The following is a 25,479-nucleotide window of genomic DNA, read 5'->3' on the forward strand; positions in this document are numbered from 1 at the left end:
GCCGACACCGGGAGCTTGCAAGATCAACCACGGTTGAGGTCAAGCGGCGGGCGCAATCTAGGGGGCGTGGGGCGCCGGGCCCAGCAGAGGAGACCATACTTCGTCCACGATCTCGACGATCGAGTCGTCGGGCACCGCCCCCATGCGCATCAGCATGTCGTGGCGCACCAGGTCGAACGGCAGGTTCACCACGCGCCGCGAACGCGGGACGTCCGCGAGCTCGCCCCGTTCGACCGCGCGGCTGACGAGGAGCGCGAACGGGGGTGTCCGGTCCTGCGGGTGCAGGCGGTTGCGCAGGTCGTCGAAGCTCGTGCCGGTGTCGCGGAAGTAGTCCGCCAACTGCACGCGCAGCAGTATCAGCGCGCGGCCCCGCTCGGCGTTGACGGTACGCAGAAGCGTCAGGGCGTCCTCGCGCAGACTGCCGGTGTCGGGGACCTCCAGGGGGCGCCAATGCCGGGCGATGGTGGCGGTCAGCAGGTCCTCGCGCTGCGGCCAGCGCCGGTACAGCACCGGCTTGCTGGTTCCGGCGCGCGCGGCGACGGCCTCGTAGGTGAAGCCGTTGTACCCCTGGTCGAGGAGGATCTGCCAGGCGGCATCGGTGATCGCGGTCTCCAGGGCGGCGCCTCTGCGCCGGGTGGGAGTACTTGCCGCGCGCTGCTCGCTCACCGTGGCTCCTGAAGGTCCGTATGCGTGCATTGCATGCCTCTGCGTGGCATGCACGAAGGGGATTAGATCCGCTTGCGTATCTTAACCGGCGGTCGTAGTCTCGGATTCATAAGATACGAATCCGTATCTTATGGGAATGCCCTCCGGGCACGCTCCGCCACGCAAGGAAACGCCCATGTCCATGATCAACGCCGCACTCGTGGAGTCCTTCGACGAACCGCCTCACGTCCGCACCATCCCCGCGCCCGAGGCCGCCGTGGGACAGGAGGTCGTGGACGTACTCGCCGTCGGCGTGCACCCCGCCACCCGGGGCATCGCCGCGGGCAAGCACTACACGAGCCCCAAGAACCTGCCCGTACCGGCCGGCGCCGACGCCGTCGTACGCCGGGCGGACGGCAGCCTCGCCTTCGTCATGCCGATGGGCGCCGGAACGCTGGCCGAGCGCATCGTGATCGATCCGGCCACGGCGATCCCGGTGCCCGACGGTACGGACCCGGCGGTCCTGGCCGCCACCATGAACCCGGCCCTCTCGTCCTGGACCGCGCTGCGCACCCGCGTACCGTTCGAGGCCGGCGACTCGGTCCTCGTGCACGGCGCGACCGGCAATGCCGGCTCGACGGCCGTCAAGGTCGCCCGCCATCTCGGCGCAGGCCGCGTGATCGCCGCCGGCCGCAACCGCAGCCGTCTGGACGACCTCCAGGCCGAGGGCGTCGATGCCGTCGTCCGGCTCACCCCCGACGAGGAGGCCACTGCCGCCGCGCTCGCCGAGGCCGCCGCGGAGGTCGACGTGGTCCTCGACTACGTATGGGGACCGCCCACCGAACTCGCCATGCGCGCCGTCCTCGGCGCCCGCACCCAGCACACCCGTGTCCTGGACTGGGTGCAGATCGGCGGCATGGGCGGTGACGCGCTCACGCTGTCCGGGCACGCGCTGCGTTCGAACGCCTTCCGCATCCTGGGCAGCGGCTTCGGCTCCGTCGAGATGGACGTCATGCAGCGCGAGTTCACCGAACTCGTCGCCGCGATCGCCGCCGGCGGCATGATCGTGCGCCCGCGCCCCTTCTCGCTCGCCGATGTCGAGAAGGCGTGGGCCCACCAGGACGCACCGGGCGAACGCACCGTCATCCTTCTGTGAGCCGCCTGCTGATGGCCGACAGGTGCGGGGGTGCCGACGGAAGCGGCCCTGCCGGCCAGGGCAACTAGAGTGCCGGGATGATCGGGATCCCAGGGGAATTCGAGCAGAGCACCATCGCCCGCGAAGGGGAGCGAGGTGCCGCGTGGGTGGCTTTGCTGCCGTCCCTGGTCGACGAGTTGCTGCAGCGCTGGAACTGCGTGCCCGACGGGGACGTGCTGCACGGCGGGGTCGGCGTCATCGTGCCCGTGCACAGCGTCGAAGCGGGACCCGCCGTCCTGAAGGTGTCCTTTCCGCATCCGGGCAACGTCCATGAGCCCGATGCCTTCGCTGCCTGGGGCGGCCGTGGCGCCGTGCGGCTCCACGCGCGGGACGACGACCGGTTCGCCATGCTTCTCGAACGTGCGCAGCCTTCGACGCTCGCCGAGTGCGGTGACCCGGACGAGATGGTGCGGGTCGCCGGGATGCTCAGCCGGCGGCTGGCCGTGCCCGCCCCCGAAGGGCTGCCACGGCAGAGCGTGCGGGCCAGGCACTGGGAGAGCCGACTGCTCACCGACGCCGCGGAATTCGAGGCCGCCCTGCCGGCCCGGGTGGTGGACGCCGCGCTGGCGACGGTGCGAGAACTCGGCTTCGTACAGCCGGAGTTGGTGATCCACGGAGATCTGCACCCGCGCAACGTCCTGCGCGCCGAGCGCGAGCCGTGGCTGGCCGTCGATCCCAAGGGATACGCCGGAGACCCGGCGTGGGACGGCGGGACGCTCATGAAGTCCATGGGCCTGGTGTTCATCGAAGCCGACGACCCCGGCAAAGAAGTCCATCGCGCGCTGGACCTCTTCGCCGATGCGGCGGAACTGGAACCCGAGCGGGTACGCCGCTGGGCACAGCTCCAGGCCGTCGAAGCCGCCTACTGGGCGCGCCGGCACGGTTTCCGGCGCGCTCGCGGCGGACCCGAACTCGACCGGCTCACCGCCCTCGCCGGCCACCTCGCCGAGGCGCTGACGGTATAGCCGTACGGAACCGTCTTACGCCTCGCGCTCCACCGGCAGCCACAGTTCGGCGTCGGCGTGCGAGCCGTCGTCGGACAGCCGGGTGCGCAGGATCTCCGGGCCCGGACAGCCGCGGTACGGGTTGGCCGGGAACCACTCCGTGAACACATCACGCCACAGATACTGGATGGCCTCCGGTGCCGGACCGGACGTTTCGAACACCGCCCACGTGCCGGCCGGGACCCGCAGGACGTCCAGACCGTCGAGGTCCTCCGACGAGGTGATCACTGCGTGGTAATAGTCCAGCTCCGTGCCCTCGGCGCGGCTCGGATCGAGATCGTCGCAGACGGCGAGGATGCCCTGCGGCTCCGCGTCGCCGAGCGCCTTGAGGCGCTCATGCGCCTGCGGGTCGAGACCACGGACGAAATCGATGATCGACTGGTTGGGTCCCGTATGCACCAGCGGCACCCGGGCCTTGTGGCCGGCGACGGTGAATTCGGACCTGTCCACTACGCGGTATCGCATATCGCTTTTCCCTTCTACGGTGAGCCGGAAGGTCAGCCGGGCCTGTGAGACCAGAGCAGCGCCCGAGCGCCGGGCATCGCCCGGCCCCACCCCGTGCAGCTGGCGGAACGCACGGGCGAACGCCTCGCCCGAGCCGTATCCGTACCGCACGGCGATATCGAGCAGCGGCTGCCCGCCCGAGAGCACCTCGGCGCCCGCGACGGTCAGCCGCCGACGCCGGATGTACTCCGACAGCGGCATCCCGGCGAGCGCCGAGAACATCCGCCGCAGGTGGTACTCGGAGGTGACGGCGATCCGTGCGAGCGCGGCCACGTCGATCTCCTCGTCCAGATGGCGCTCGATGTACTCCATGGCCTGGTTGAGTCGGTCAAGCACTCCCGGCTCCTTCCTCTTGTGCGCTCACCACGCTAGGTGCGGGCGATCATGCCGGACCCGACATCCTGTGCCCGAAGAAGTCGGGTGGCCGGAGCCCTGCGCGTTCGGCCGACCGGCGCAACGACCAGGGCCTGATGGGTTCGGCGGTCCGGCGCGGCGGCCGGGGCTCGCGGGCGCTCCGCCGTGTGGCGCAGTACAGGCGGCGGAGGCCCGCGCAGTGCGGCAGCGTGCTGGCATGCGCCGCCTCCTCACCTCCGCCGTGCTCCTGGCCACCCTCGCGGGCGGCACCGTGACGGCCGCAGCAGGCCAGCCGGTACGCGAACCTGACGGAGACGACCGTCATCCGGACCGCTCCGGCCGCATCCTGGACACCCCGGGCAGCGACGGCACCAACATCCTGCTCGCCGGCCTCGACAGCCGTTCCGGCCTGACCCGGGAACAGCGCAACAAACTGCACGTCGGAGGTGTCGCCTGTGACTGCACCGACGTGATGATGCTCGCCCATCTCTCCGAGGACGAGCAGCGGTTGAGCGTGGTCTCGATCCTGCGGGACTCCTACGTGGAGTACGCCGAGCACGGCCACCCGCGTCACTCCGGGAAGATCAACGCGGCCTGGCAGCACGGCGGCGGCGACCTCACGAGGCGCACGGTGGAGCAGGCCACCGGCGTACGGATCGACCATTACGTGGAGACCGACTTCCAAGGATTCGCCGGCGTCATCGACCGCCTCGGCGGCGCCACGGTCTGCACGGCGAAGCCGGTGTTCGACAAGGCGGCCGGACTGCGCCTGCCCCCCGGCACGCACCGGATCAACGGCAACAAATCCGTGCGCTACGTCAGGGCCCGCCATGTGAACCCGCCCGGTGACGGCGGCCGCGTCCGCCGCCAGCAGCGACTCGTGTCCGGAGTGCTCGACCGGCTGCGGAACTCGGGCGTACTGGCCAGCCCGGCACGGGCGGTCGCGACGGTCGGCGCGCTGCACGGACTGGTCCGCACGGATCCGCACACCACCCCCGCGCAGCTGGCCGCACTCGCCCTGACCGTGGGCCGGCTGCGGCCCGAACAGACCGAGTTCACCAACGTCCCCGTCGCCGACGCCGACCACCGCGTCCCCGGGCACGGCTCCACCGTCCTGTGGGACCGCGAACGTTCCGACGCCCTCTGGGCCGCCCTGCGCGCCGACCGCCCCGTCACGGGCGACCGGCGCATCCAGCCGACGGGCGCGACCGCGGTGGGCGTCCCGCTGTCCGCGGTCCACCTGCGTGTATCCGACGAGACGATCGGCTTCGCACTCCTTCGCATGGGCTTCACGGTCCGCAGCGGCGAGCCGCGCCAAGCGGGACCGAAGGAGCACGATGGAACCGTCATCCACTACGGACCTTCGGCCGCACGGCACGCCGAGGCGCTGCACGCGGCCCTGCCCGAGGCGCGCCTGCGCATGGTGCGCGACATGGGCCGGGTCATCGAAGTGCAGGTCGGCCGGGGCGGACGCACGGTGGTGCCGGTGGTGTACGACCGCACGGGTTTCGAAGGGCCGCCGGTCACCGGAGACCGCCTGCGCTGCCCCTAACCTGCTGAGTCCCGTAGGGCCGGGACGCGCTCCTCGCCCCTGATCCTCGCGCGCGGATCACCCATGGTCGTACACGGTCACCGCGACATCCCGGGCGCAGAGCGTCTCCAGGATCAGTGGCTCGATCCGCTCCCACTTCCCGCCGGCGAGCCCGCAGCCGATTCTCGGCATGTGCACGGACGCCTGCTGCTGCGCCGCGTGTTCGGCGAGTGCGGTGAGGCAGCGCTGTACGGCGTCGTAGCGGATCGGCGGTCCGGCGCTGCCGGTGCGCATGCCGTGCTGCCCGATCATGTTGGCGACCTGGATGTCGCCCCGCACGCGGACGAGGCGCACCGCGCCGAGCCCGAAGTCGTTCTGTGCCCGCGCACGGTGCCAGCGGCGGTAGTCGCGCTCGGGCTCGGGCCAGCGGCGCGACAGGGCCAGGACGAAGCCCTTGCCCCAGCCGCCGAGGTCGTTGCACACATGGGCGATGATCTTCGGGCCCTTGGCGGCCGGGTTCGTCGCGTCACCGCTGACGACCGTCAGTTCTCGCATGAGGGCCTCCCACCGGGGCGTATCGCCTGGAAAGTCGATGCGTTCATCCGCCGAGTCTCGCAGCCGCCACTGACAATGGGCCGCGCCCGACTGCTGCTGTCAGCCGTGCACTTCGGGCACACGCACTGCCCCTGTCGGCCGTCGACTTCGGGCACACACTGCCCCTGTCAGCCGTCCACTTCGGGGCACACGCAATGGTGCTGTCTGCCGTCCACTTCGGGTGCGGCGAAGCCCGGTTCAGCCGTCGGCTTCGGGAACGCCGGAGCCCCGCGTCAGGAACAGCAGCGCGTCCACCAGATCCTCCGCCGGTGATCCGGTGGCGAGGCGGCGCAGCTGTTGTCCGAAGACGAGCGCGACCGCCGTGCTCGCCATCCGCTCCGCGTCCCGTACGCCGAGACCGGTCAGGATGCGGGCCGCGAGCCGGTCGTACGCCGCGAAGCACTCGGCGGCCGCGGCCCGCAGACGTTCGTCGCGGCCCGCCTGCACATAGAGCTCGAACGGTGCGATGTGCCGCGCGTCGAAGGCCGTGCCGCCGGCGACCTGGGCCACCATCCGTGCCGCGCCTTCGAGTTCGATGCCCTCGCCCCGGCACTGGTCCGCCAGCTCGGTGAACCGCCGGGTCTCCACCGACACGAAGTGCAGCAGCGCCTCCCGCAGCAACTCGTGCTGCGTCGCGAAGTGATACGTCACCGAGCCGAGCGAAACCCCGGCCTCCTTGGCGATCCGCCGGTTGGTCAGCGCGGCCACCCCGTCGTCGCCGATGATCCGCAGCACCGCGTCGATGATGCTCTGCCGGGTCGTGGCGGCCGGTGCGGCGACGCCGGTCTGCGCGGGAAGCGGCGGGCTGGTCATGCGGTTCATCCTCGCATCTCCCTTACCGGACGCCAGAGTTGTGGCTACTGTTCGTTCGAACGAACAGATGACGTGCAGCGTACATCCGACCCATTTGCGCCTGCCGCCGCGACCGACCCCGCGAGGAGACTCCGCGCCGTGGACACCCGCCTGATCCCGCACCCGCCCCGCCGCGTCCCGGTGCTCGGCGACGTGCTCGGCGTCTCGCCGCGCACACCCGTTCAGGACTCGGTACGGATAGCCCGCGAGCTCGGTGCTCCCCTCTTCGTACGGAAGATCTTCGGCAAGGAGATCGTGTTCGTCTGCGGAGCCGGGCCCGCCGCCGACCTCTCCGACGAGCGCCGCTTCGCCAAGCACGTGGGCCTCGGCATCGAGGCGCTGCGCCGGCTCGGCGGTGACGGCCTGTTCACGGCGTACAGCGACGAGCCCAACTGGCAGGCGGCGCATGACATCCTGGCTCCCGCCTTCACTCAGGCGTCGATGCGCGGCTACCACCCGGTGATGCGGGACATGGCCCACCGGCTGCTCACCCACTGGGACGCGGCCGCTGCCCCGGTGGACGTGGCCGCCGACATGACCAAGCTGACCCTCGAGACCATCGCCCGCACCGGCTTCGGATACGACTTCGGGTCCTTCGAACGCACCGAGCCGCATCCGTTCGTCACGGCGATGACCGGCGCCCTGCGCCACGCCCAGCAGCAGACCGTCCGCCTCCCAGGGCTCGGGAACCTGCTCGCCAGGGGAGCGGACCGCCGCAACGCCGAACGCCTCACGTATCTCACCGAGATCATCGACGACGTCATCCGTGCCCGCCGCAGTGCCGGCGAGGACCGTACGGACGACCTGCTCGGCCTGATGCTGCACACCCGCCATCCGGAGACGGGCAACCCGCTCGACGAGGTCAACATCCGTAACCAGGTCATCACGTTCCTGGTCGCCGGCCACGAGACCACCTCGGGTGCGCTCTCCTTCGCCCTGTACTACTTGGCCCGCCACCCCGAGGTCCTCGCCCGGGCGCGGGCCGAGGTGGACGCCGTCTGGGGCCCGCCCGGCGAGGAGCCGCCCGCCCCGGCCTTCGAGCAGATCCCCAAGCTCCGCTACATCCGCCGCGTCCTGGACGAAGCCCTGCGGCTGTGGCCCACGGCTCCCGCGTACGGCCGTCAGGCGCGCGAGGACACCGTGCTCGACGGCAAGTACGCCATGCGCAAAGGCGATTGGGCGCTCGTCCTGCTGCCGGCCCTGCATCGGGACCCCACGGTGTGGGGCCCGGACCCGGAGTCGTTCGACCCGGACCGCTTCGACCCCGCGGCAGTACGCGCCCGGCCCGCACACACCTACAAGCCCTGGGGTACGGGGGCGCGCGCCTGCATCGGCCGTCAGTTCGCGCTCCACGAGGCGATCCTGGTGCTCGGACTCCTGGTCCACCGCTACGACTTGGCCGCCGACCCCTCGTACGACCTGAAGGTGACCGAACTGCTCACGATGAAGCCCGAGGGCTTCGAGCTGGAAGTGCGCCGCCGCAAGGGCTAGCGCGCTTATCGAAAGGGGATCTGCGAAGCCGAACTGCGCGTAGGCCCAAGACTGCCAGACCATGTGCGGCAGTGGCTTCTGGCAGACGACATCGATGCCGGTCATCGGCCTCGCACCGGATCGAGTCGGGTGGCGCCGGGTGCCCAGGCGTCATCGCCAGCGGCACCCCCGGCAAGCGGGGAGGGACGTTCGTTCGGATGTGGCGCTCTGCGTGGTCCGTAATCTCGCGCCGCGGATAGAGAAGCCCGAGCAGCATGAATGTCTCGGCCACTTGGCCAGGTTCCCGACGAAGCAGTGGACCACCTGATCCGGCGCGAACATCCGGGTGAACGGCGCTCCCGCAGCTTCTCCTGCACGGCCTCCGAGTCCCGTAGGGCCATTGTCGTGACCAGTGCAGCCGGAGTCGTCGCAGTGAAGCGGTAGCGGAACTCCATCGGCACCCACTCCAATTGGCGCAGGTCCCGGTCCAGGAGGTCCATCTGGTCGGCCAAGGCGGCTCTGGAGGGCGAGGGGGCGCGGCCCGAGCCATGCCGGGGTGGACGGTGCCGTATCTGGTGCAGTTCGAGGTTGGGGTGGATCATCGGCGCGAACCGCGGCCCACGGTGTCGTACCCGATTCGGTTCGACCGCTGACGGAACCAGGTCCTTGAGCGGTCTGTTCGGCCCGCTGGTCTCGTCGCGGTCGAACGGCCCACCGCCGGCGAGCAGCAGCACGCCGGGGCCGGAAGCCCGCCCGCGGGGGACACCCATCGTGCCCGACACCGCGAACGGGCCGGTGCCGACGGTGACTTCATGCTCGCTGAACCGGCCGGTCTCGGCACAGGCGGTGGCATCCGAGCGAGTTCCGAACCGGTCATGGACTGTGCCGCAGCGCCGTCAGGGAACTGACCACCGCCGAGCGGTGCGACCGCATCCGGGACGTCTCGAAGGCCACGGTCTACCGGCATGTCGACCTGCTCGCAGCCGGCGGAATCGTGGAAGTCGCCCTGGAGCGGCGCGTGCGCGGCGCCGTCGAGCGCCGCTACCGGCTGCGCCGTGACCGCGCGGGGATCACGGCAGACATAGCCAGTTCACTCTCGCTCGACGACCATCGCAGCGGATTCGCCGCCGCTCTGGCGGTCCTGACTGCCGAATTCACCGCGTATCTCGACCGTGAGACAGCCGACCTGGTAGCCGACCTGGTCGGCTACCGGCAGCATGCCGTTTGGCTCAATCCTGCGGAACTGCACGGGATGATCGACGGGATGTGGAAGGCGATCGCGCCGCACCTGGTCAACGAGCCGTCACCCGACCGAACGCGGTACCTGACGCGCCCGAGCCTCCTCCCCGTCGAAGCGCCACCGCCCGAGAGCCGCAGCGATGACACCGCCGCGCACAGCCAGAGCCCGGGAACCGGCATCTGAGCCAGGTCCATCACTGTCCCCACGCCCGCTATGCCAGGTGGAGCCGTTCGCTGACGTACTCCTGTCGTCGTACGCGGCGGACGGGGCGCGCTCCTATGGTGGCGTTGTGTCTTCTCCTCGTCGTCCTCGGTGGCTGCCGTGGCCGCTGCCCCCACGCCTCGCCGATCTGTTCATCGCTGCTGTGGTCTCGGTGTTCACCGCGGCCGACCTGGCGGTCAACGATCCCGGATACCGGCAGGACGACTGGCTGACTTGGCTGCTGTTCGCCGTCTCCATCGGTGCCTTGGTCGTACGCAGCCGGTGGCCGCTGCCGGTCACGCTGGTCACTGGTGCGGCGTGTGCGGGCTGGGCGCTGTACGGGCACATTGGGGAGCTGCTCAACCTGCCGGTGATGGTGGCGTTGTACACGCTCGCCGTGCAGGGCCACCGCCGCAGGACCGTCCGCGCGGGGATCGTGGCTGCGTCTGTCTCGGGCCTGGTGTCGGTGGTCGCGGGGATCGATGTGGCGCAGCCGCAGGGGGCGCCGCTGTTGGAGATGCTCTGGCCGCTCGTGCCGCTGCTGCTCGGCGAAGTGGTTCGCGGTCGGCGCGAGTTGATGAAGGAGTACGCGGACCGCGCGGGGCGCGCGGAGGCCGAGCGGGAAGCGGAGGCCCGGCGCAAGGTGCAGGAGGAGCGGGTGCGGATCGCCCGGGAGTTGCACGATGTGGTGGCGCATACGGTCTCGGCGATGACCGTGCAGGCCGGTCTCGCCCTGGACGCGCTCGAGGTCAAGCCCGAGGTCGCCCGGGAGGCGATGCGGCAGGTGCGGTCGTCCGGCAAGGAGGCGGTGCGGGAGCTGCGGGCCACAGTCGAGGTGCTGCGGGAGGGGCAGGACGGAGCCCGGACCGATCCGGCGCCACGCCTGGAAGGGCTTGATGCTCTTGCCGAGCGTGTACGGGCCGGCGGGATCGCGGTGTCGTTGCGGCTGGACACCGGTGGCCGGGTGCTGCCGCAGGTGGTGGAGTTGGCGGCGTATCGCATCGTGCAGGAGGCGCTGACGAACGTGATCAAGCATGCGGGAGCCGGACAGGTGGCGGTCTCGGTGGCACTGGCCGGGGACCGTCTCGAGGTCGAGGTGATCGACGACGGTCCTCCCTCAGTACGGCCGCAGGCCGCGGGCGACGGGTACGGCCTGATCGGCATGCGCGAGCGCGCCGCCGCGGTGGGCGGCAGGGTCGAGACCGGCCCGGTGCGGGGCGGCGGCTGGAGGGTGCACGCGGAGCTCCCCGTGGACGGGAGAGCATCATGATCCGGGTGCTGCTCGCCGACGACCAGACCGTGGTCCGCGCTGGCTTCAAGGCCCTGCTCGACCTCACCGACGACCTGGTGGTCGTCGCGGAGGTCGCCGACGGCGCCGCGGCCGTGGAACTCGCCCGCACCACCCGACCGGACGTCGTCCTGATGGACATCCGGATGCCGAATCTCGACGGTCTGGAGGCGACCCGCCGTATCGTCGCCGATCGCTCGCTTGATTCTGTACGGGTACTCGTGCTGACCACGTTCGAGGCCGATGAGTACGTCTTTGAAGCGCTGCGTGCCGGAGCTGCCGGGTTTCTCCTCAAGGACGTCGAGCCCGACGATCTACGTGCTGCGATCCGCACGGTGGCGGCAGGACAGTCGTTGCTCGCTCCGGCGGTGACGCGGCGCGTGATCGAGGAGTTCGCCCGGCTCAAGAGTCCGCAGGCCGAAGCGGGGGAGCGGCTCGCACCGTTGACCGACCGCGAGCGGGAGGTCCTTGCTCTAGTGGGCCGTGGCCTTTCCAACGAGGAGATCGGCGCCCGTCTGCATATGTCGCCCCTCACCGCGAAGACCCACGTCAGCCGGTCGATGACCAAGCTCGGGGTGCGGGACCGGGCGCAGCTGGTGGTGCTTGCGTACGAGACGGGGCTTGTGCGGGCCGGCGAGGCGTAGCGGGGTCCGGCGGATGCCGCCTGGCATCCGCCGGATATCGGTGTCGACGATGTCAGGAGGGGACGGACCGAGGCGGTGATCGCCCGGTGGTCGCTCAGCTCCCGGTCGTCGTGGGCGTCCGAGCCGTTGTAGCGGATGTCGCCGCCGCGCAGGCTCCAGCCGTTGTCGCCGAAGAAGATGTAGTCGAGTCTCTTGCCGAACTCGTTGTGGCAGCCCAGCCACCACCTGGGGCGCGGGCCGGTGGTGTTGCACTTGTCGTTGGAGTCGGCCTCGAAGTTGCCCCCGTACATGGGGTTGATGTCGCTGTCGCGCACCGAGATGTTCAGGTCACCGCCGACGATCGTGCGGTAGCCGCCGTTTCGACAGTCCACGGTCGTGCGGTGCAGATCCTTCAGCGAAGCGTCCTGGATCTTGTCGGCGTCGGCGACGCCGCCGTGGACGAAGTGGCTGGTGCAGGCGAGTAATCTGTTCCCCCGGTCCTCAAGGCGGGGCGCGCCCTGGGTGGTGAACTGGCTTCCTGGATCATGATCACGGCGTAGCCGGGATCCGCCTCGGCGATGCCCATGATCTCGTCGAGCTTCGCCTTGGGGTTCTCACGGCTGGGGCATCGGCCCGCGGTGCCGCAGATGTTCCACGACAGTACGGCGACGCGGTCCGGCACGCTCTGGACGTCCTCCGCTGCCTGCGCCGGCACAACGGCAGGCCCGAGCGCGACAGGTGCGGCCGCCGCCGGTACGAGGAACCGGGTGAGCACCGTGGCTACTCCCGCGGGAGTAGCAGCCGACTCCCCCCGGCAGATGTCCGGAGCTGCCGCCGTCCCTAGCGTCGATTACATGATCGAAGCACGTGAACTCACCAAGCGATACGGCGGCAAGACCGCCGTCGACCACCTGTCCTTCACTGTCCGGCCGGGCCTGGTCACCGGTTTCCTCGGACCTAACGGCGCCGGGAAGTCGACCACCATGCGGATGGTCCTCGGCCTGGACACCCCCTGCTCGGGCTCGGTCACCGTCGGCGGCCGTTCCTACGGCAGGCTCCCCGCCCCGCTGCGGACCGTCGGCTCACTGCTCGATGCCAAGTCCGTCCACGGCGGGCGCACCGTACGCAAGCATCTGCTCGGTCTTGCCCGCAGCAACGCGATCGGGCGCCGCCGCGTGGACGAGGTCCTGGAGCTGGTCGGTCTCACGGAAGTTGCCGACCAGCGGGCCAAGGGGCTCTCGCTCGGTATGGGGCAGCGGCTCGGCATCGCGGCCGCACTGCTCGGCGACCCCGAGGTCCTGATCCTCGACGAACCCGTCAACGGCCTCGACACCGAGGGCATCCGCTGGATCCGCGATCTGCTCAAGTCCCAGGCGGCGCAGGGCCGGACAGTGTTCCTGTCCAGCCACCTGATGAGCGAGATGGAGCTGACCGCCGACCATCTGATCGTGATCGGCCGGGGCAAGCTTCTCGCGGACACCAGGATGCGGGAGTTCATCGAGACGAACTCGCAGGGCGGCACCCTGCTGCGCACACCGGACGAAGAAGCGGGACGAATGCGCACCCTGCTCGAAGCACATGGAGCGACCGTTCAGATGGACGCCCGGGGACCTTGGCGGGTCACCGGTCTGACGCCGGTCGAGATCGGCGAACTGGCGCGCGGCCACCAGCTGGCGATCCACGAACTGACCCCGGTGTTCTCCTCGTTGGAGGAGGTCTACACGAACATGACCCAGTCCTCGGTGGAGTTCCGGGGCGGCGTACAGGATGCCGAGCACGAGACGAAGGAACTGGTTCGATGAGCACGCTCAGCACCACGTCTGCGACGCCCGCATTCGGCGCTGCCCTCGCCTTCGAGTGGACCAAGTTCGCCAGCCTCCGCTCCACCCGCTGGACCACCGCGGCGGTCGGTCTGCTGACCGTCCTCGGTGCGGTGTTCGTCGGGCTCAGCGGCAGCCTGCAACCCGACGACACGGTGCTCGGCGGCAGCCTCACCCTCAGCGTCGTCTCCTTGATGGTCGCCGGTGTGGTGGGCGCCCTCACGGTGTGCGGCGAGTACTCCAGCGGCACCATCGGCTCCACCCTGGCCGCGGTACCGAGCCGCGGCAGGGTCCTGGCCGCGAAGGCGGTGCTGCTCGCCGGGATGCTGTTCGTGATCGGGCTGGCCGCCTGCCTGCTGGCGTACGCACTCGGCGATGCGATCCTCGAGAGCGGCAAGTACGCCCAAGGGGAGCTGTTCCCGTCGCTGTTCGGGATCGCCGCGCTCTTCGCGGTGGTGGGTGTCCTGGGCCTGGCGATCGGCACGCTGGTGCGCCACGCGGCGGGTGCCGTGGTCACGGTGGTCGCCCTGATGCTGCTGCCCTCCTTGTTCGGTCCGCTCTTCGGCGACCTGCAGCGGTGGATCGCCGGGGCGACTCCGACCGCCGCTCTGGAGAAGCTCACCCAGACTTCGGACGCGAGCCACGAGGCAGTCGGATCGCTGGGCGCATGGCCGTCGTTGGGCCTGGTCGCCGCGTACTCCGTGGTGCTTCTGGTGCTTGCGGTGACGCGGCTGCGCCGACGAGACGTCTGAGAGCCTGTCTTTGAACCCCCGCCTGCGCAGCGGCGCCCGCTGCGCCGCGCTTCGCGCGAACGACGGAGGTTCAAAGACAGGCTCTGACGCCATCAGGCAGGAGCGCCGGACGGCTCGGGTACCGGCGAGGTCGGACGGTCGCCCGGCGCGCGCTGTTCCCGTACGGACCGGAAGTGCCGGACCGCGAGGGCGATACGCAGCGCGATGACCAGCACCCCGGCGCCTGACGCGACGCACAGGGCGGTGAAGGCGTCCGGCACCCACGCCAGCGCCTGGCTCGCTCCCATGAACTTCATGATCATGGCGAGGAGTGTCACCGGCAGCGCTCCCACCAGAACCCATGCCGAGGTCCCGGCGATCAGGCGCGGCAGCGATACGGGTGCGGCGGGGCGGCGCACCAGGAGCGCCGACCGTACGGCGGCCGCAAGTAGCAGCAGTGCGAGAGCGGTGACGCCCCACACCGTCACGTCGTACAGGAGGGTGGAGGGATCGTCACCCGGTGCCTCTCCTCCGGCGAGGATGCGGGCGGCGCCGAAGCCGACCTGCATCACCGCCTCGTCCTGCAGCAGCCCGTGCAGGTTCTGCTCCAGTACGAGGGCGAGGCCCTGTCCGGGCAATAGGAAAAGCATCCCCGCATAGCCGGGAGTGGCGCCGGTGTGCCAAATGGCTTTGTCGAGCGGGGCCTTGAGACCGCCGACCCGCCAGCCGAACCCGTATCCCGTCTCCTCACCGCCGGGCTGCAGGGAGGCCGACTCGCGCATCAGGCGCACGGACTCCGGTGTGAGGAGGGTCCGCCCGTCCGCCGTCTTGCCGGAGCGGAGCTGGAGGGCTGCGAAGGCGGCCAGGTCGTTCAGATCGCCACCGGTGTATCCGTACGCCGCACCGCTGTCGTCCATGCCGTCGGCGATCGCGGCCGGCCGGCTCCACAGGTACTGATGCCCCGGCGCGAGTTGTCGGTCCAGGGCGGTGGCGCGGTCGGCGATGGCGCCCTTCATCCCGGCCGGCTCCAGCACGCTCTCCCGCAGATGCTCCGCGTATGGACGGCCGGTGACGGACTCGACCACGGCGGCGAGCAGCAGGTAATTGGCGCTGGTGTAGGCGTACTTGACGCCGGGCGGGCCGAGCGGCCGCACGTCGGCGAGCGCGTCCACGCGTTCGCCGGGCCGCGGGCAGTCGGGGTCGAGGCAGTCGGCCACCTTGAAGGTGGCCGACTCGGGCAGGCCCGCGGTCTGGTTCAGCAGGTGTCGGACGGTGACCTGGGAGGCGTGCTCCCGACCGCCGAAGCGGAAAGTGGGCAGATGGTCGACGACCCGGTCGTCCAGGCCGAGCCGCCCGTCCTGGACGAGGGTCATCACAGCGCTCGCGGTGATCGGCTTGGCGACCGAGCCCCACAGGAACGGGGTGTCGGCTGTGACCGGTGCGCCGCGTCCGTCCTTGCCCCAAGCCCGTTGGTGGACCGGGCCGTTGGCGTCGACCACGGCGTAGGCCAGACCAGGCGTGCCGGTGGCCTCCATGCGGTCGCGTATGTACGAGTCGATCTTTGCGAGGCGGTCGGGCGGGGCCTCGTCCGACCGGTCTGCGGCGGAGGTGGGCGGAGCGCACAGGAGCAGCGTGAGCAGCAGCATGAGCGTGGCCGTGGCTGCGTGTCGTAGGCGTTGGATCTGCATGGGAGTCCTCTGGGTTTGCTGACGCGTGACGAATAACCGTATGGCTATATGGTTTTTACCGTACGGTGGTACGGTTATCAAGTGCCGAGAGTTGCCGACCATGAAGAACGCCGACGTCAGATCGCTGACGCCGTCTGCGCGTTGATCTCCGAAAGCGGTCTGGATGCGGTGACCGTCGCCCGTACCGCCGCCACCGCCGGGATGTCCGTCGGTCTGGTGCAGCACTACTTCCGCACCAAGGACGAGATGCTGCTGCACGCCTTCAAGGAGGTGAGCGCCCGCATCCGGGCCCGGGCGGACGGCCACATCCGGGAGGGGATCGAGCACCAGCAGCCGATCGCGCGGGTGCTGGCGCGGGCGCTGGCCGAGTTCATCCCGCTCGACGAGGGGCGCCGTACCGAGTTTCGGGTGGCCCGGGCGTTCGCGGGCCGGGCGCTGGACGCGCCCGCGCTCGCGGAGGTCGACGTCGAGACCGCCCGTGCGCTGCGCGAGGAGATCGCGCAGGCCGTGCACAACGGCAAGGAATGCGGCGAGGTCGAGCCGGACTTGGATCCGGTGCCCGCGGCCGTACGCCTCGCGGCCGTGACGGAAGGGCTCGCGATGCAGGTCTACCGGGATGCGGAGGGCGCCGCGGGGTCCGCCGGTCTCGTGACCGACGTGCTGGACGCGGAACTCGCTGCCGTCTTCACCGGCGAGTGCCGGCAGTACGCGAATCGGAGTTGACACGCGCGAACCGGCCGAGCGGGCCGGTCTGTGCCCGCTTCCGCCTTGTGCGGCCCGGTTCGGTGCCTACCACATTGCCCGAGACCAGGCCCTCGGCTAGCGGGTGAACGGCAAGAGACCGCGCATGCCGGTTCGGTCCAGGGCTTCGCGGATACAGGTGCTTGCCGCTGTGAGGGCGGGACTGCCGCCGACGTGGCTGGCGGCAGGGCGCATCCCGTGGAGGGTGTGCAGACTCCCCGCGCCGCAGTACGTGACCCCCGCGAGGTGAAGCAGGAGGTGCCGGTGTCCTGATGCCGGCTCGTGTGCCACGGTGTCACTGAGTTTGCCGGCGTTGATCACGTCCAATTCCCCGACGAGGGTGGGCGTGAGGAAGGCAGGACTGCTCCCTGGGGACGCTTCGTGGCCGCCCAAACGGTCCATCGATCCGCTCCTTCACGCCGCGAAGGCGAGGCCCGGGCAGGTCGTTCACGCCGCGGAGGGCTGTCTGGTCGCGCGCGGACGGTCCAAGTGACCCTTCAAGAAGGACCTTTGGGGCGGATACCGGGAGAGGGCCGGTAGGCAGAGGAACACAGCTCGACCTCCCGACGAGTTGTCGCCGACAACTCAGCCAGAGGGCCTGCCCCGAAGCGTCCAGCGGAGCAGGGTTTCGTCCCTGTTGGTCATGGGCGCCCAGGCCCCGGTGTGGTTGCTGGTCCGGTTCGGCGGACGGGCGAAGCTGAACTCGATAGGCCGATGCTGGTGGGCATCAAAGCCGGCCTCCGCCTTCCCTTGGCGCGTCGGATGTGTGACGGAGGCGAGCGTCTGGCTGTCGGTGTGCTGGTTACGGGCCGCCCCCTGAACTTTGCGAGGGATCTCAGGGTCACGTCACGGGCGGGATCGACCTACCGGCTCGCGACCGGGCTTTACCGACCCTTTACAGTGGATGCAGCAGTATCTCTGTTTCCCCGACGTCGTGCGAGAAGGAGCCCGAGGCCCGAAATGGGTGAGCCTCCCAGTACCAGCCGTGCCATGTCCCACCCGCGTTGTCCGGGATGGGGGGTGGCAAGGTGACCGAGATCCTGCTGCTGCTCCTCGCCCTGCTCCTGACCCTGGTCTGCGCGGTCTTCGTCGCGGCCGAGTTCTCGCTGACCACCGTCGAACGGGCGGACCTCGAGCGGGCCGCCGAAGCCGGTGAGCGCGGTGCGGCCGGCGCCTTGAAGGCGGCGCGCCGGCTCATCTTCCAGCTCTCCGGGGCCCAGCTCGGCATCACCGTGACCTCGCTGGTGATCGGTATGCTCGCCGAGCCGTCGCTCGCGGTGCTGCTGCGCGGACCGCTGCAGGCGATCGGTCTCGGCGCCGCAGCTTCGTCGGTGGCGACCGTGCTCGGCGTGGTCGTCTCCACCGTTGTCCTGATGGTGTTCGGCGAGCTGGTGCCGAAGAACTGGGCGATCTCCCGGCCGCTGGCCGTCGCCAAGGTGGTGGCAGGCCCGCAGCGCGGCTTCACCGCCGCGTTCGCCCCGTTCATCCGCCACTTGAACAACACCGCGAACCGGTTCGTACGCCGCTTCGGCCTGGAACCCGCCGAGGAACTGGCCTCCGCACGCGGCCCCGAGGAACTGGTCGCGCTCGCCCAGCACTCCGCGGCCGAGGGCGCCATCGAGGCGGACTCGGCCGAACTGTTCGTGCGCACCCTGCACTTGAACGAGCTCACCGCCGAGAACGTGATGACCCCGCGCGTCGACGTCCGAGCCCTGGAGGCACACGCCACGGCGGCGGACGCGGCCCATCTGTGCCACGCCACGGGCTTGTCCCGGTTCCCGGTCTACCGCGACAGCCTGGACGAGGTCATCGGCACCGTCCACATCCGCGATGTCCTCGCGCTCGCTCCGCAGGAGCGCGCCGTCACCCCGGTCACCGCCCTGACCACGCGGCCGCTGCTCGTGCCGGACAGCCTGCCGGCCGACCGGCTCCTTCAGCGGCTGCGGGCGACCCGCACCATGGCGATCGTCATCGACGAGTACGGCGGCACGGCCGGCGTCGCCACGGTCGAGGACATCGTCGAGGAGGTCGTCGGCGAGGTACGCGACGAGCACGACCCCATCGAGGTCCCGGACCTGCTGCCCGCCCCGCCGACCGAGGACGGCCGGCCCACCTGGGAAGCGGACGGCAGTGTCCGCATCGACGAACTGGCGGCCATCGGCCTGACGGTGCCGGACGGCCCGTACGAGACCGTGGCCGGACTGATCGCCACGCGCCTGGCCCGCATCCCGGCCGAAGGTGACCAGGTCGAGGTCGACGGCTGGCTGCTCGATGTCCTCGACGTCGGCCACCACGTCGCCGAACGCGTCCACCTCACCGCACCCGCCGCACCGCCCCACGGCTTTCCGCAGCCGGCTCAGCACTCCTGGGAGATCGCGCGATGACCACGCTGCAACTCCTCATCGGCGCCGTGACGCTGCTGACCAACGCGTTCTTCGTCGGCGCCGAGTTCGCCATGATCTCCGTACGGCGCAGCCAGATCGAGCCGCGCGCCCGCGAAGGCCACCGCCGCGCCCGCATCACCCTGTGGGGCATCGAGCACATCTCGCAGATGATGGCCACCGCCCAGCTCGGCATCACGGTCTCCTCGCTGGTCCTGGGCGCGGTCGCCGAACCGGCCATCGCGCATCTCCTGGAGCCGGCCTTCGAGGCCGCACACATCCCGCACGCCCTGGTCCACCCGATCGCCTTCGTCATCGCGCTCGCCGTGGCGACGTATCTGCACATGCTGATCGGCGAGATGGTCCCCAAGAACATCGCGCTCGCCGCCCCCACCCAGACCGCGCTGCTGCTCGGCCCGCCCCTGGTGGCCCTGACCCAGGCCCTGCGTCCGCTGGTCTTCGGTATCAACGCCTTCGCCAACGGGCTGCTCAAGCTGCTCAAGGTGGAGGCCAAGGATGAGCTGGAGGCCGTGGCCACCGACGATCAGCTCGCCCGCATGGTCGCTGACTCAAGCCAGGCCGGGCTGCTCTCGCCCGCGGACGGCGAGCGGTTGCGCGACGCGCTGGAGCTGGGCAGCCGGCCGGTCGGCGAGATCCTCGTGCCGGCGGCCCGTATGCACACGGTCGCGCACACCATCACTCCGGCCCAGCTGGAGCGCCGCGCCGCTGTTGCGGGCTTCTCCCGCTTCCCGGTCACCGGACCCGGCGGGGCGCTGCTCGGCTACCTTCACATCAAGGACACCCTGGGCGTCGCCGAGCGGGAGCGTCCTTTCCCGGCCGCAGCGCTGCACCCCGTCACTCGCGTGCGTATCGATACCCCACTGGACGACACCCTCACCGCCCTGCGCGCCGAGGGCAGCCACCTCGCCGCGGTGACCGGCGAGAGCGGCACTGTGCTGGGATTCGTGACCATGGAGGACGTGCTGAGCGAGCTGGTCGGACCGGCACCCGCAGCCGCCTGACCTGGCGGCCCGTTCCGGCCGCACCGACGATTGACCTCAGCACCCGCACACGATCGGAGACACCCCGTGTCCGCCAGACCGACGGACCCTGACGCCCTGGGCCACGGCCCCGACCAGCCGGACGGTGGCCGATGCTGAGCGCCGCGCTCGGCCTGCTCGCCGTCCTCGTCCTGACCGCCGGCACCGGCTACTTCGTCGCCCAGGAGTTCGCGTACGTCGCCGCCGACCGCCTCGCGCTCGCCCGCGAGGCCGAAGCGGGCGACAAGCGCGCGGCCCGCGCGGTGAAGGTCCTGGAGAAGCTGTCCTTCATGCTGTCGGGCGCCCAGCTCGGCATCACCGTCACCGGCCTGGTCGTCGGCTTCCTCGCCGAGCCCTCCGTATCCGGGCTCCTGAAGCCGGCCCTCGACGGCACCGGCTGGTCCGACGGCGTGGTCTCCGTGATCTCGGTCGTGGTCGGCTTCGTCGTCGCGACCGTGCTGCAGATGGTCATCGGCGAGCTCGCGCCCAAGAACCTCGCGCTCGCCGTCCCGGAACGGCTCGCCAAGTCCCTGGCCGCCTCGACCCTCGCGTATCTGAAGGTCGTCGGCCCGGTCGTACGGATCTTCGACGGTGCGGCCAACCGCATCCTGCGCAGGATCGGCATCGAACCGGTCGAGGAACTCCACCACGGCGCCACCCTCGAAGAACTCAGCCACCTCATCGGCGAATCCCACGAACACGGGCATTTGCCTGAGCAGACCGCCGAACTCCTCGACCACGCCCTGGACTTCTCCGAGCGCACCGTGGACGAGGTGATGGTGCCGCGCGCGGACGCCGTCTTCGTCCGCAAGGACGCAACCGCCGCCGAAGCCGTCGAATGTATCGCCAAGCACGGCCACTCCAACTATCCGGTCCTCGGCGATCACCCGGACGACGTGGCCGGCGTCCTCGGCGTACGCGAACTCATGCGCCTGGCCGCCGACCACTTGGAGCACGCGACGGCCGGCGAGCTGGCCCGCCGCCCGCTGCTGCTGCCCGACACCCTGCCGCTGCCGGGCGCCGTGGCGCAGATGCGCGAGCGCGACGACGAGTTCGCCGTCGTGCTCGACGAACACGGCGGGGTCGCCGGCATCGTCACCTACGAGGACATCGCCGAAGAACTCGTCGGCGACATCGCCGACGAGTCCGACGTGGTGGTGGAACTCGCCGTCTCCGACGACACGGGCTGGGTGGTGGACGCGGGCCGCCGCCTTGACGAGGTCGCCGACGCCACAGGGATCGACCTGCCCGAGGAGGACGACTACGACACCGTCGCCGGCCTGATCATCGACCGCCTCGGCCGCTTCCCGACCGTGGGCGACCGCCTCACCGTCGAACTCGCGGACGGCTCCCACGTCGCGATCGCGGTGCTCCGCCTGGACCGGCACGTCCCCGAGCGCGTCCGTATCGAACGCCTCCCACCAGTGGCCGACACGGATGAGGAGACGACCGCGTGAGCTTCCCCATGGCCCTCTTCATCACACTCTTGCTCCTGGTCGGCAGCGGCTTCTTCGTCGCCGCCGAGTTCGCCCTGGTCGCCGCCAAGCGCCACCGTATGGAACAGGCCGCGGCCCAAGGACAACGCGGCGCCAAGGCCGCCCTCGCGGGCATGCGGGAGCTGTCGCTCATGCTCGCCGGCGCCCAACTCGGCATCACCCTGTGCACGCTGGGCCTCGGCGCCATCTCCAAGCCCGCCATCTCCCACGAACTCGACCCGCTCCTGGAGAAGCTGGGCCTGCCCGCCGGCCTCAGCTACGGCATCGCCTTCGCCCTCGCCATGGTCATCGTGGTGTTCCTGCACATGGTGCTCGGCGAGATGGCCCCCAAATCCTGGGCCATCGCCCACCCCGAGCGCTCGGCGATGCTGCTCACGCCGCCGTTCCGGGCCGTGGTCAAGGCCGTCCGACCGCTGATCTGGGTCCTCAACAAGGTCAGCAACGCCCTGGTACGGATGTGCCGGGTCACCCCGCGCGACGAACTCGCCTCGGTCCACAACCGCGAGCAACTCACGCACCTGGTGGAGGAGTCGGAACGACTCGGCCTGATCAGCGAGACCGACTCCGACCTCATCACCAGCTCGCTCACCGAGCCGCAGACACCGGTGGCCGCCCTCATGATCCCGGCCGCAGAGATCACCACGGTTCCCGGCTCGGCGGACATCGAGGAGATCCTGGCCGTGGCGGCGGCCAGTGACCGCACCCGGCTTCTCGTACGCGAGGACGGCGCGGTCATCGGTTCGGTGCACGCCCGAGACGCCATGGTCGCGCGTGCCCGCGGGCACACCCTCATCGCCCGCGAACTGGCCCGTCCCGTACCGGACCTGACCGCACACGACACGATCGCGCAGGCCGTCGAACAGCTCCGCGCCCGCCGCGCCACGCTCGCCGCCGTCCGCGACGATGCGGGCCGGCTCACCGGCCTGGTCAGCCTCGACGACCTGCTCGCCCGCCTGATGGAGCCCCAGCAGGCGGCCTGATCACATCGGCAGTAGTGCCCGCCACCATTGGTGGCGGGCACTACCACGCGAGCTTGAGCAGCGGGGCCCAGCCCGGCAGCGTGATCACCCCGAGCACCTTGCCACCCGAGGTGGACAGCAACGGGGCACGACTGAGCCCCGTGAATAGAACACTTGCACGACAGTGGTGTGTCGATGACACTGTTCCCTCCTCGGAGTTCACTCCGTCTCCGAGAAGCGGGTCAGCGAGGGAGAGGTCGACCGTGCCGCAGTTCGTTCTGCTCGTCCACGAGGACGAGGTCGCCTGGTCGGCAGGCGAACAGGCCGTGCGTGACCGGATTGTCGAGCAGCACTACGCGTTCGCCGAGAAGCACAGGGATGTGCTGGTCGCCGGCAACGAGTTCCAGTCCACGGCCGTGTCCGTCGACGTACGCGGTGGCGAGGTCGCCCCGTCCCCGGCTCCTGCGCCAGGTGTCGCGGTGCCCTGCGGCTACTTCCTCGTGAACGCGGACGACATCGATCATGCCGTGCGGATCGCCGAGCAGATCCCTATGGAGTTCGGTTACGTCCAGGTGCGACCGGTGCAGGTCTGGGAGCCGCGTGAAGCACCTGCCGTGTAGAGCGGGTGCGATGGGCGACCAAGCTGCGCGCCAGTGATGAAGTGCGGGGGCGGGGACGGCCCTCAGGTGTAATCGGCCGTGGAGCGCACCTCGCCGAAGCGCGGGAAGGTGCGCTCCACGGCGAATGCGTGCTCGTCCGCGGCCAGGCCGGACATCGCGTCGGACACGAACTCGAGCTCGTAGCCGTGGTCCGCCGCGGCCCGGGCCGTGGACTCGACGCCCATCGTGGTGACCAGACCGGCCAGCACCAGCGTGTCCACGTCGAGCTTGCGCAACTGCTCGTCCAGACCGGTGCCGTAGAACGCGCCGATCGTGCGCTTGACCACCACGATGTCGCCTTCGTGCACCAGACCGTCGGCGAAATCGCTGCCCGGCGGCTGCTCGGCGACGTTCGGGCGGTCCACGCGGACCTGCACCACCGGCCGTCCCTCCGCACGGAACGCCCGGGCCAGCTCGCGGCAGCGCCCCAGCACGTCCTCGCCGGAGTGCGGGGCCAGCGGCAGGGCGATGATGCGCGGCATGAGATCGATGAGGATCAACGCGGAGGTCATGGTGCCCGATCCTAGGGCGACACATAATCGCGGCGGAACGTCTCAGACGGGCAGCGCCCCCAACTGCCGCAGCTGGCCCAGGACATCGACCACACCCCACACCTCGGCGATCCGCCCCTCGGCGAAGCGCAGGACGAACATCTCGTCGTACGTGACGGAGCGTCCGGTCGGTGCGAGGCCGCGGTAGTCGCCCAGGTGCGTACCGGTCACCTTGTTCCGCGCCACGACCTTGTCGCCCTCGGCGATCAGATCCTGGATGTGCACCTGGAGGTCGGGAAACGCCTGCAGCAGCGTCGGCCACACCCGGCGGAACGCTTCGAGCCCCGACAGCTCGCTCGGCACCGGCGCGTGGAAGACGAGCTCGGGGTCGACGTACTCCTGAATCGCCTTGTCGATCACTTCGGCGTCACGACTGTTCACCACATCGTGGAAACGCCGGAAGAGCTCCTTGTTGCGCTCGGTGGTCTGCGCGGACTGCTGGGGTGCTGCGTTGTGCGACATGGGATGCTCCTGCGGGCTCGTCGTCGGTCACCGTCATTTCCGAAGTGGCTGTCACCTCTGTGACGAGGCGGGCCGCTCTGCTGTGACATCCCGCGCTGCCTCTGTCCGCCGGCCCGTAGAACCTCCGGCCCCGTAGACTCACCGCCCACCATGACCCCTGTCACCGTCGACATCCGCAAGTACGACGGCCGTTGCAGTGCGCGCTGGTCCGCGCGGCGGCTCGGTGCCGATGACCACGGCACCTGGCTCGCCACCGCCGAGGGCGTCCGGGTGAGCTCGGCGGACGGCGGGTGGGTCACACGGTTCCCGTACGTCATGCTCGTGCCCGAGGACGCCTGGTGGACGGCCACCTTCTGCCGTCCGCCGGGGCCCGAGGTCTACTGCGACGTGTGCACGCCCGCGCAGTGGTCGGCGGACGGAACCGAGGTGCGCATGGTCGACCTGGACCTCGATGTCGTACGGCTGCGGGGTGTGCCGCCGCACATCGAGGACGAGGAGGAGTTCGCCGCCCACCGGCTGCGATTCGGTTACCCGGACGAGGTCGTCGCCGAGGCCCGCAAGGCCTGCGCCCGGCTGTACGCGGCAGTCCGCCGGGAGTCCGGTGCGGCACTGTTCACCTCGGTGTATCCGAGCTGGCTGGCCCGCGCGGAGCGCACGCACGGCACCTGAGATCCTGGCCCGATGAAGATCGCTGCCGCCCAGTTCTCCGGCACGCCCGCGGACATCCACGCCAACGTCCGTACGATGACCGCCCTCGCGGACCGGGCCATCGGCCAGGGCGCCGAGCTGATCGTCTTCCCCGAAATGGCGCTCACCGGATACGAGTTGGAGGCCATCCGCAAGGATCCGGACCTGCTGGCCCGGCACGACGACCCCCGCCTGGACGCGCTGCGCTCGTGCGGCATCGCCACGGTCGTCAACGCCGCCGCCCCGACCGACGGGCCGCGGCCTGCCATCGAGACCTTCGTCTTCGGACCCGACGGCGAGCTGCTCACCACGTACCGCAAGCAGCATCTCTTCGAGCACGAACAGGAGATCTTCGCGGCAGGCGAGAGCGACGGCCGCTTCACCTACGGCGGGCTGCGCTTCGCCCTCGCCACCTGCTACGACAACCACTTCGACGCCCTCACCTCGCGCGGCGCCGCCGACGGGTGCGAGGTCCATCTGGCCAGTTCCCTCTACGGAACCGGCGGCGGTGTGCAGGAGCGGGCGAGCGTGTACCCGGGGATCGCCCGCACCACCGGCCTGTATGTCGTCCTCGCCAATCACGTGGGAGCGGCGGGACCGTGGACCGGCTGCGGCGGCTCCGGGGTGTGGGCGCCGGGCGGTGAGCTGCTCGCGGAGGCGGACGACCGCACGGCGACGGTGGTGACCGCCGACGTGGGCGGTGCGAGTTCGCTGTGAATCCGGCCCGCCCGGACCGACCCGGCCGCCCGGCGCACGCCGATCA

The 25,479-nt window shown here is 70.4% G+C and carries 26 protein-coding genes and 1 pseudogene; 17 read left to right on the forward strand and 10 right to left on the reverse strand.

What is annotated here, in order from left to right; all coding sequences use genetic code 11:
* Nucleotides 1–57 precede the first annotated feature (57 nt).
* Nucleotides 58–696, reverse strand: coding sequence for a TetR/AcrR family transcriptional regulator (locus tag H9Y04_RS21640; protein WP_187815597.1), 639 nt, complete (start codon nucleotides 694–696; stop codon nucleotides 58–60).
* A gap of 145 nt (nucleotides 697–841) precedes the next feature.
* On the opposite strand from H9Y04_RS21640, the gene H9Y04_RS21645 reads away from it, so the two are divergent.
* Entirely contained in the window at nucleotides 842–1,801 is a 960-nt protein-coding gene (locus H9Y04_RS21645) for a quinone oxidoreductase family protein (RefSeq protein ID WP_187815598.1), read from the forward strand.
* A gap of 77 nt (nucleotides 1,802–1,878) precedes the next feature.
* Entirely contained in the window at nucleotides 1,879–2,805 is a 927-nt protein-coding gene (locus H9Y04_RS21650) for an aminoglycoside phosphotransferase family protein (protein ID WP_187815599.1), read from the forward strand.
* 15 nt (nucleotides 2,806–2,820) lie between these two features.
* On the opposite strand, the gene H9Y04_RS21655 is transcribed toward H9Y04_RS21650, so the two are convergent.
* A complete protein-coding gene (locus H9Y04_RS21655) occupies nucleotides 2,821–3,684 on the reverse strand; it encodes an AraC family transcriptional regulator (RefSeq protein ID WP_187815600.1) in 864 nt (287 codons plus the stop codon).
* A gap of 235 nt (nucleotides 3,685–3,919) precedes the next feature.
* Here H9Y04_RS21655 and H9Y04_RS21660 point away from each other — a divergent pair, with 235 nt between their 5' ends.
* Nucleotides 3,920–5,254: an LCP family protein gene (locus H9Y04_RS21660; RefSeq protein ID WP_187815601.1), complete on the forward strand. Its 1,335-nt coding sequence runs from the start codon at nucleotides 3,920–3,922 to the stop codon at nucleotides 5,252–5,254.
* A gap of 57 nt (nucleotides 5,255–5,311) precedes the next feature.
* Here the strand turns inward: H9Y04_RS21660 and H9Y04_RS21665 are convergent, their stop codons facing one another.
* Complete coding sequence (locus H9Y04_RS21665; RefSeq protein WP_187815602.1) at nucleotides 5,312–5,788, reverse strand: macro domain-containing protein; 477 nt, start codon at nucleotides 5,786–5,788, stop codon at nucleotides 5,312–5,314.
* A 237-nt stretch (nucleotides 5,789–6,025) separates the two neighbouring features.
* Entirely contained in the window at nucleotides 6,026–6,640 is a 615-nt protein-coding gene (locus H9Y04_RS21670; RefSeq protein ID WP_187815603.1) for a TetR/AcrR family transcriptional regulator, read from the reverse strand.
* Nucleotides 6,641–6,778: 138 nt separating this feature from the next.
* On the opposite strand from H9Y04_RS21670, the gene H9Y04_RS21675 reads away from it, so the two are divergent.
* The 4 genes from H9Y04_RS21675 (at nucleotide 6,779) to H9Y04_RS21690 (ending at nucleotide 11,522) form a co-directional block, all read left to right on the forward strand.
* Nucleotides 6,779–8,170 (forward strand): cytochrome P450, encoded by a 1,392-nt coding sequence (locus H9Y04_RS21675; protein WP_187815604.1) that lies wholly within the window; start codon nucleotides 6,779–6,781, stop codon nucleotides 8,168–8,170.
* A gap of 973 nt (nucleotides 8,171–9,143) precedes the next feature.
* Nucleotides 9,144–9,572 carry an ArsR family transcriptional regulator gene (locus tag H9Y04_RS21680; RefSeq protein WP_236071149.1) on the forward strand — a complete coding sequence of 143 codons (429 nt, stop codon included), beginning with the start codon at nucleotides 9,144–9,146 and terminating at the stop codon, nucleotides 9,570–9,572.
* Between the two features lie 106 nt (nucleotides 9,573–9,678).
* Nucleotides 9,679–10,860, forward strand: a complete 1,182-nt coding sequence (locus H9Y04_RS21685; RefSeq protein ID WP_308801059.1) for a sensor histidine kinase — start codon at nucleotides 9,679–9,681, stop codon at nucleotides 10,858–10,860.
* Nucleotides 10,857–11,522 carry a response regulator gene (locus H9Y04_RS21690; protein ID WP_187815606.1) on the forward strand — a complete coding sequence of 222 codons (666 nt, stop codon included), beginning with the start codon at nucleotides 10,857–10,859 and terminating at the stop codon, nucleotides 11,520–11,522. Before H9Y04_RS21685 ends, H9Y04_RS21690 begins: the two co-directional genes overlap by 4 nt.
* A gap of 146 nt (nucleotides 11,523–11,668) precedes the next feature.
* Here the strand turns inward: H9Y04_RS21690 and H9Y04_RS48470 are convergent.
* Both H9Y04_RS48470 and H9Y04_RS21695 read right to left on the reverse strand, forming a co-directional pair.
* Nucleotides 11,669–11,932, reverse strand: a pseudogene (locus tag H9Y04_RS48470) (endonuclease/exonuclease/phosphatase family protein); the annotation flags it as partial.
* The gene (locus H9Y04_RS21695; protein ID WP_187815607.1) at nucleotides 11,914–12,276 is read right to left on the reverse strand and encodes a hypothetical protein; all 363 of its coding nucleotides are present in this window, start codon (nucleotides 12,274–12,276) and stop codon (nucleotides 11,914–11,916) included. The pseudogene H9Y04_RS48470 and the gene H9Y04_RS21695, both read right to left, overlap by 19 nt.
* Before the next feature lie 79 nt (nucleotides 12,277–12,355).
* Between H9Y04_RS21695 and H9Y04_RS21700 the strand changes: the two genes are divergently transcribed.
* Both H9Y04_RS21700 and H9Y04_RS21705 read left to right on the forward strand, forming a co-directional pair.
* A complete protein-coding gene (locus tag H9Y04_RS21700; RefSeq protein ID WP_187815608.1) occupies nucleotides 12,356–13,303 on the forward strand; it encodes an ABC transporter ATP-binding protein in 948 nt (315 codons plus the stop codon).
* Entirely contained in the window at nucleotides 13,300–14,073 is a 774-nt protein-coding gene (locus H9Y04_RS21705) for an ABC transporter permease subunit (RefSeq protein ID WP_187815609.1), read from the forward strand. The genes H9Y04_RS21700 and H9Y04_RS21705 overlap by 4 nt, the downstream gene beginning before the upstream one ends.
* Nucleotides 14,074–14,165: 92 nt before the next feature.
* Here H9Y04_RS21705 and H9Y04_RS21710 read toward each other — a convergent pair whose 3' ends face one another.
* Nucleotides 14,166–15,740 carry a serine hydrolase domain-containing protein gene (locus H9Y04_RS21710; protein WP_187815610.1) on the reverse strand — a complete coding sequence of 525 codons (1,575 nt, stop codon included), beginning with the start codon at nucleotides 15,738–15,740 and terminating at the stop codon, nucleotides 14,166–14,168.
* Between the two features lie 81 nt (nucleotides 15,741–15,821).
* Here H9Y04_RS21710 and H9Y04_RS21715 point away from each other — a divergent pair, with 81 nt between their 5' ends.
* Nucleotides 15,822–16,463: a TetR/AcrR family transcriptional regulator gene (locus H9Y04_RS21715; protein ID WP_187815611.1), complete on the forward strand. Its 642-nt coding sequence runs from the start codon at nucleotides 15,822–15,824 to the stop codon at nucleotides 16,461–16,463.
* Between the two features lie 96 nt (nucleotides 16,464–16,559).
* Here the strand turns inward: H9Y04_RS21715 and H9Y04_RS48475 are convergent, their stop codons facing one another.
* Nucleotides 16,560–16,883: an STAS domain-containing protein gene (locus tag H9Y04_RS48475; RefSeq protein WP_368858436.1), complete on the reverse strand. Its 324-nt coding sequence runs from the start codon at nucleotides 16,881–16,883 to the stop codon at nucleotides 16,560–16,562.
* 626 nt (nucleotides 16,884–17,509) lie between these two features.
* Between H9Y04_RS48475 and H9Y04_RS21720 the strand changes: the two genes are divergently transcribed.
* From H9Y04_RS21720 to H9Y04_RS21740, 5 genes are all read left to right on the forward strand, one after another.
* The gene (locus H9Y04_RS21720; protein ID WP_187815612.1) at nucleotides 17,510–18,865 is read left to right on the forward strand and encodes a hemolysin family protein; all 1,356 of its coding nucleotides are present in this window, start codon (nucleotides 17,510–17,512) and stop codon (nucleotides 18,863–18,865) included.
* Nucleotides 18,862–19,884 carry a hemolysin family protein gene (locus H9Y04_RS21725; RefSeq protein WP_187815613.1) on the forward strand — a complete coding sequence of 341 codons (1,023 nt, stop codon included), beginning with the start codon at nucleotides 18,862–18,864 and terminating at the stop codon, nucleotides 19,882–19,884. The genes H9Y04_RS21720 and H9Y04_RS21725 overlap by 4 nt, the downstream gene beginning before the upstream one ends.
* A 131-nt stretch (nucleotides 19,885–20,015) precedes the next feature.
* Nucleotides 20,016–21,359: a hemolysin family protein gene (locus tag H9Y04_RS21730; protein ID WP_187815614.1), complete on the forward strand. Its 1,344-nt coding sequence runs from the start codon at nucleotides 20,016–20,018 to the stop codon at nucleotides 21,357–21,359.
* Complete coding sequence (locus H9Y04_RS21735) at nucleotides 21,356–22,378, forward strand: hemolysin family protein (protein WP_187815615.1); 1,023 nt, start codon at nucleotides 21,356–21,358, stop codon at nucleotides 22,376–22,378. The genes H9Y04_RS21730 and H9Y04_RS21735 overlap by 4 nt, the downstream gene beginning before the upstream one ends.
* 242 nt (nucleotides 22,379–22,620) lie before the next feature.
* Nucleotides 22,621–22,977: a YciI family protein gene (locus H9Y04_RS21740; protein WP_187815616.1), complete on the forward strand. Its 357-nt coding sequence runs from the start codon at nucleotides 22,621–22,623 to the stop codon at nucleotides 22,975–22,977.
* Nucleotides 22,978–23,039: 62 nt separating this feature from the next.
* Here H9Y04_RS21740 and H9Y04_RS21745 read toward each other — a convergent pair whose 3' ends face one another.
* Together H9Y04_RS21745 and H9Y04_RS21750 are read right to left on the reverse strand one after the other, a co-directional pair.
* Nucleotides 23,040–23,528 carry an isochorismatase family protein gene (locus H9Y04_RS21745; protein WP_187815617.1) on the reverse strand — a complete coding sequence of 163 codons (489 nt, stop codon included), beginning with the start codon at nucleotides 23,526–23,528 and terminating at the stop codon, nucleotides 23,040–23,042.
* 42 nt (nucleotides 23,529–23,570) lie between these two features.
* Nucleotides 23,571–24,029 carry an ester cyclase gene (locus tag H9Y04_RS21750; RefSeq protein WP_187815618.1) on the reverse strand — a complete coding sequence of 153 codons (459 nt, stop codon included), beginning with the start codon at nucleotides 24,027–24,029 and terminating at the stop codon, nucleotides 23,571–23,573.
* A 150-nt stretch (nucleotides 24,030–24,179) separates the two neighbouring features.
* On the opposite strand from H9Y04_RS21750, the gene H9Y04_RS21755 reads away from it, so the two are divergent.
* On the forward strand, nucleotides 24,180–24,698 hold the full coding sequence (locus H9Y04_RS21755; RefSeq protein WP_187815619.1) for a ribonuclease FAU-1 family protein: 519 nt from the start codon (nucleotides 24,180–24,182) through the stop codon (nucleotides 24,696–24,698).
* A gap of 12 nt (nucleotides 24,699–24,710) precedes the next feature.
* Nucleotides 24,711–25,433 carry a carbon-nitrogen hydrolase family protein gene (locus H9Y04_RS21760; RefSeq protein ID WP_187815620.1) on the forward strand — a complete coding sequence of 241 codons (723 nt, stop codon included), beginning with the start codon at nucleotides 24,711–24,713 and terminating at the stop codon, nucleotides 25,431–25,433.
* Nucleotides 25,434–25,479 lie beyond the last annotated feature (46 nt).

This window comes from Streptomyces polyasparticus (genome assembly GCF_014493765.1).
Lineage (GTDB): Bacteria > Actinomycetota > Actinomycetes > Streptomycetales > Streptomycetaceae > Streptomyces > Streptomyces polyasparticus.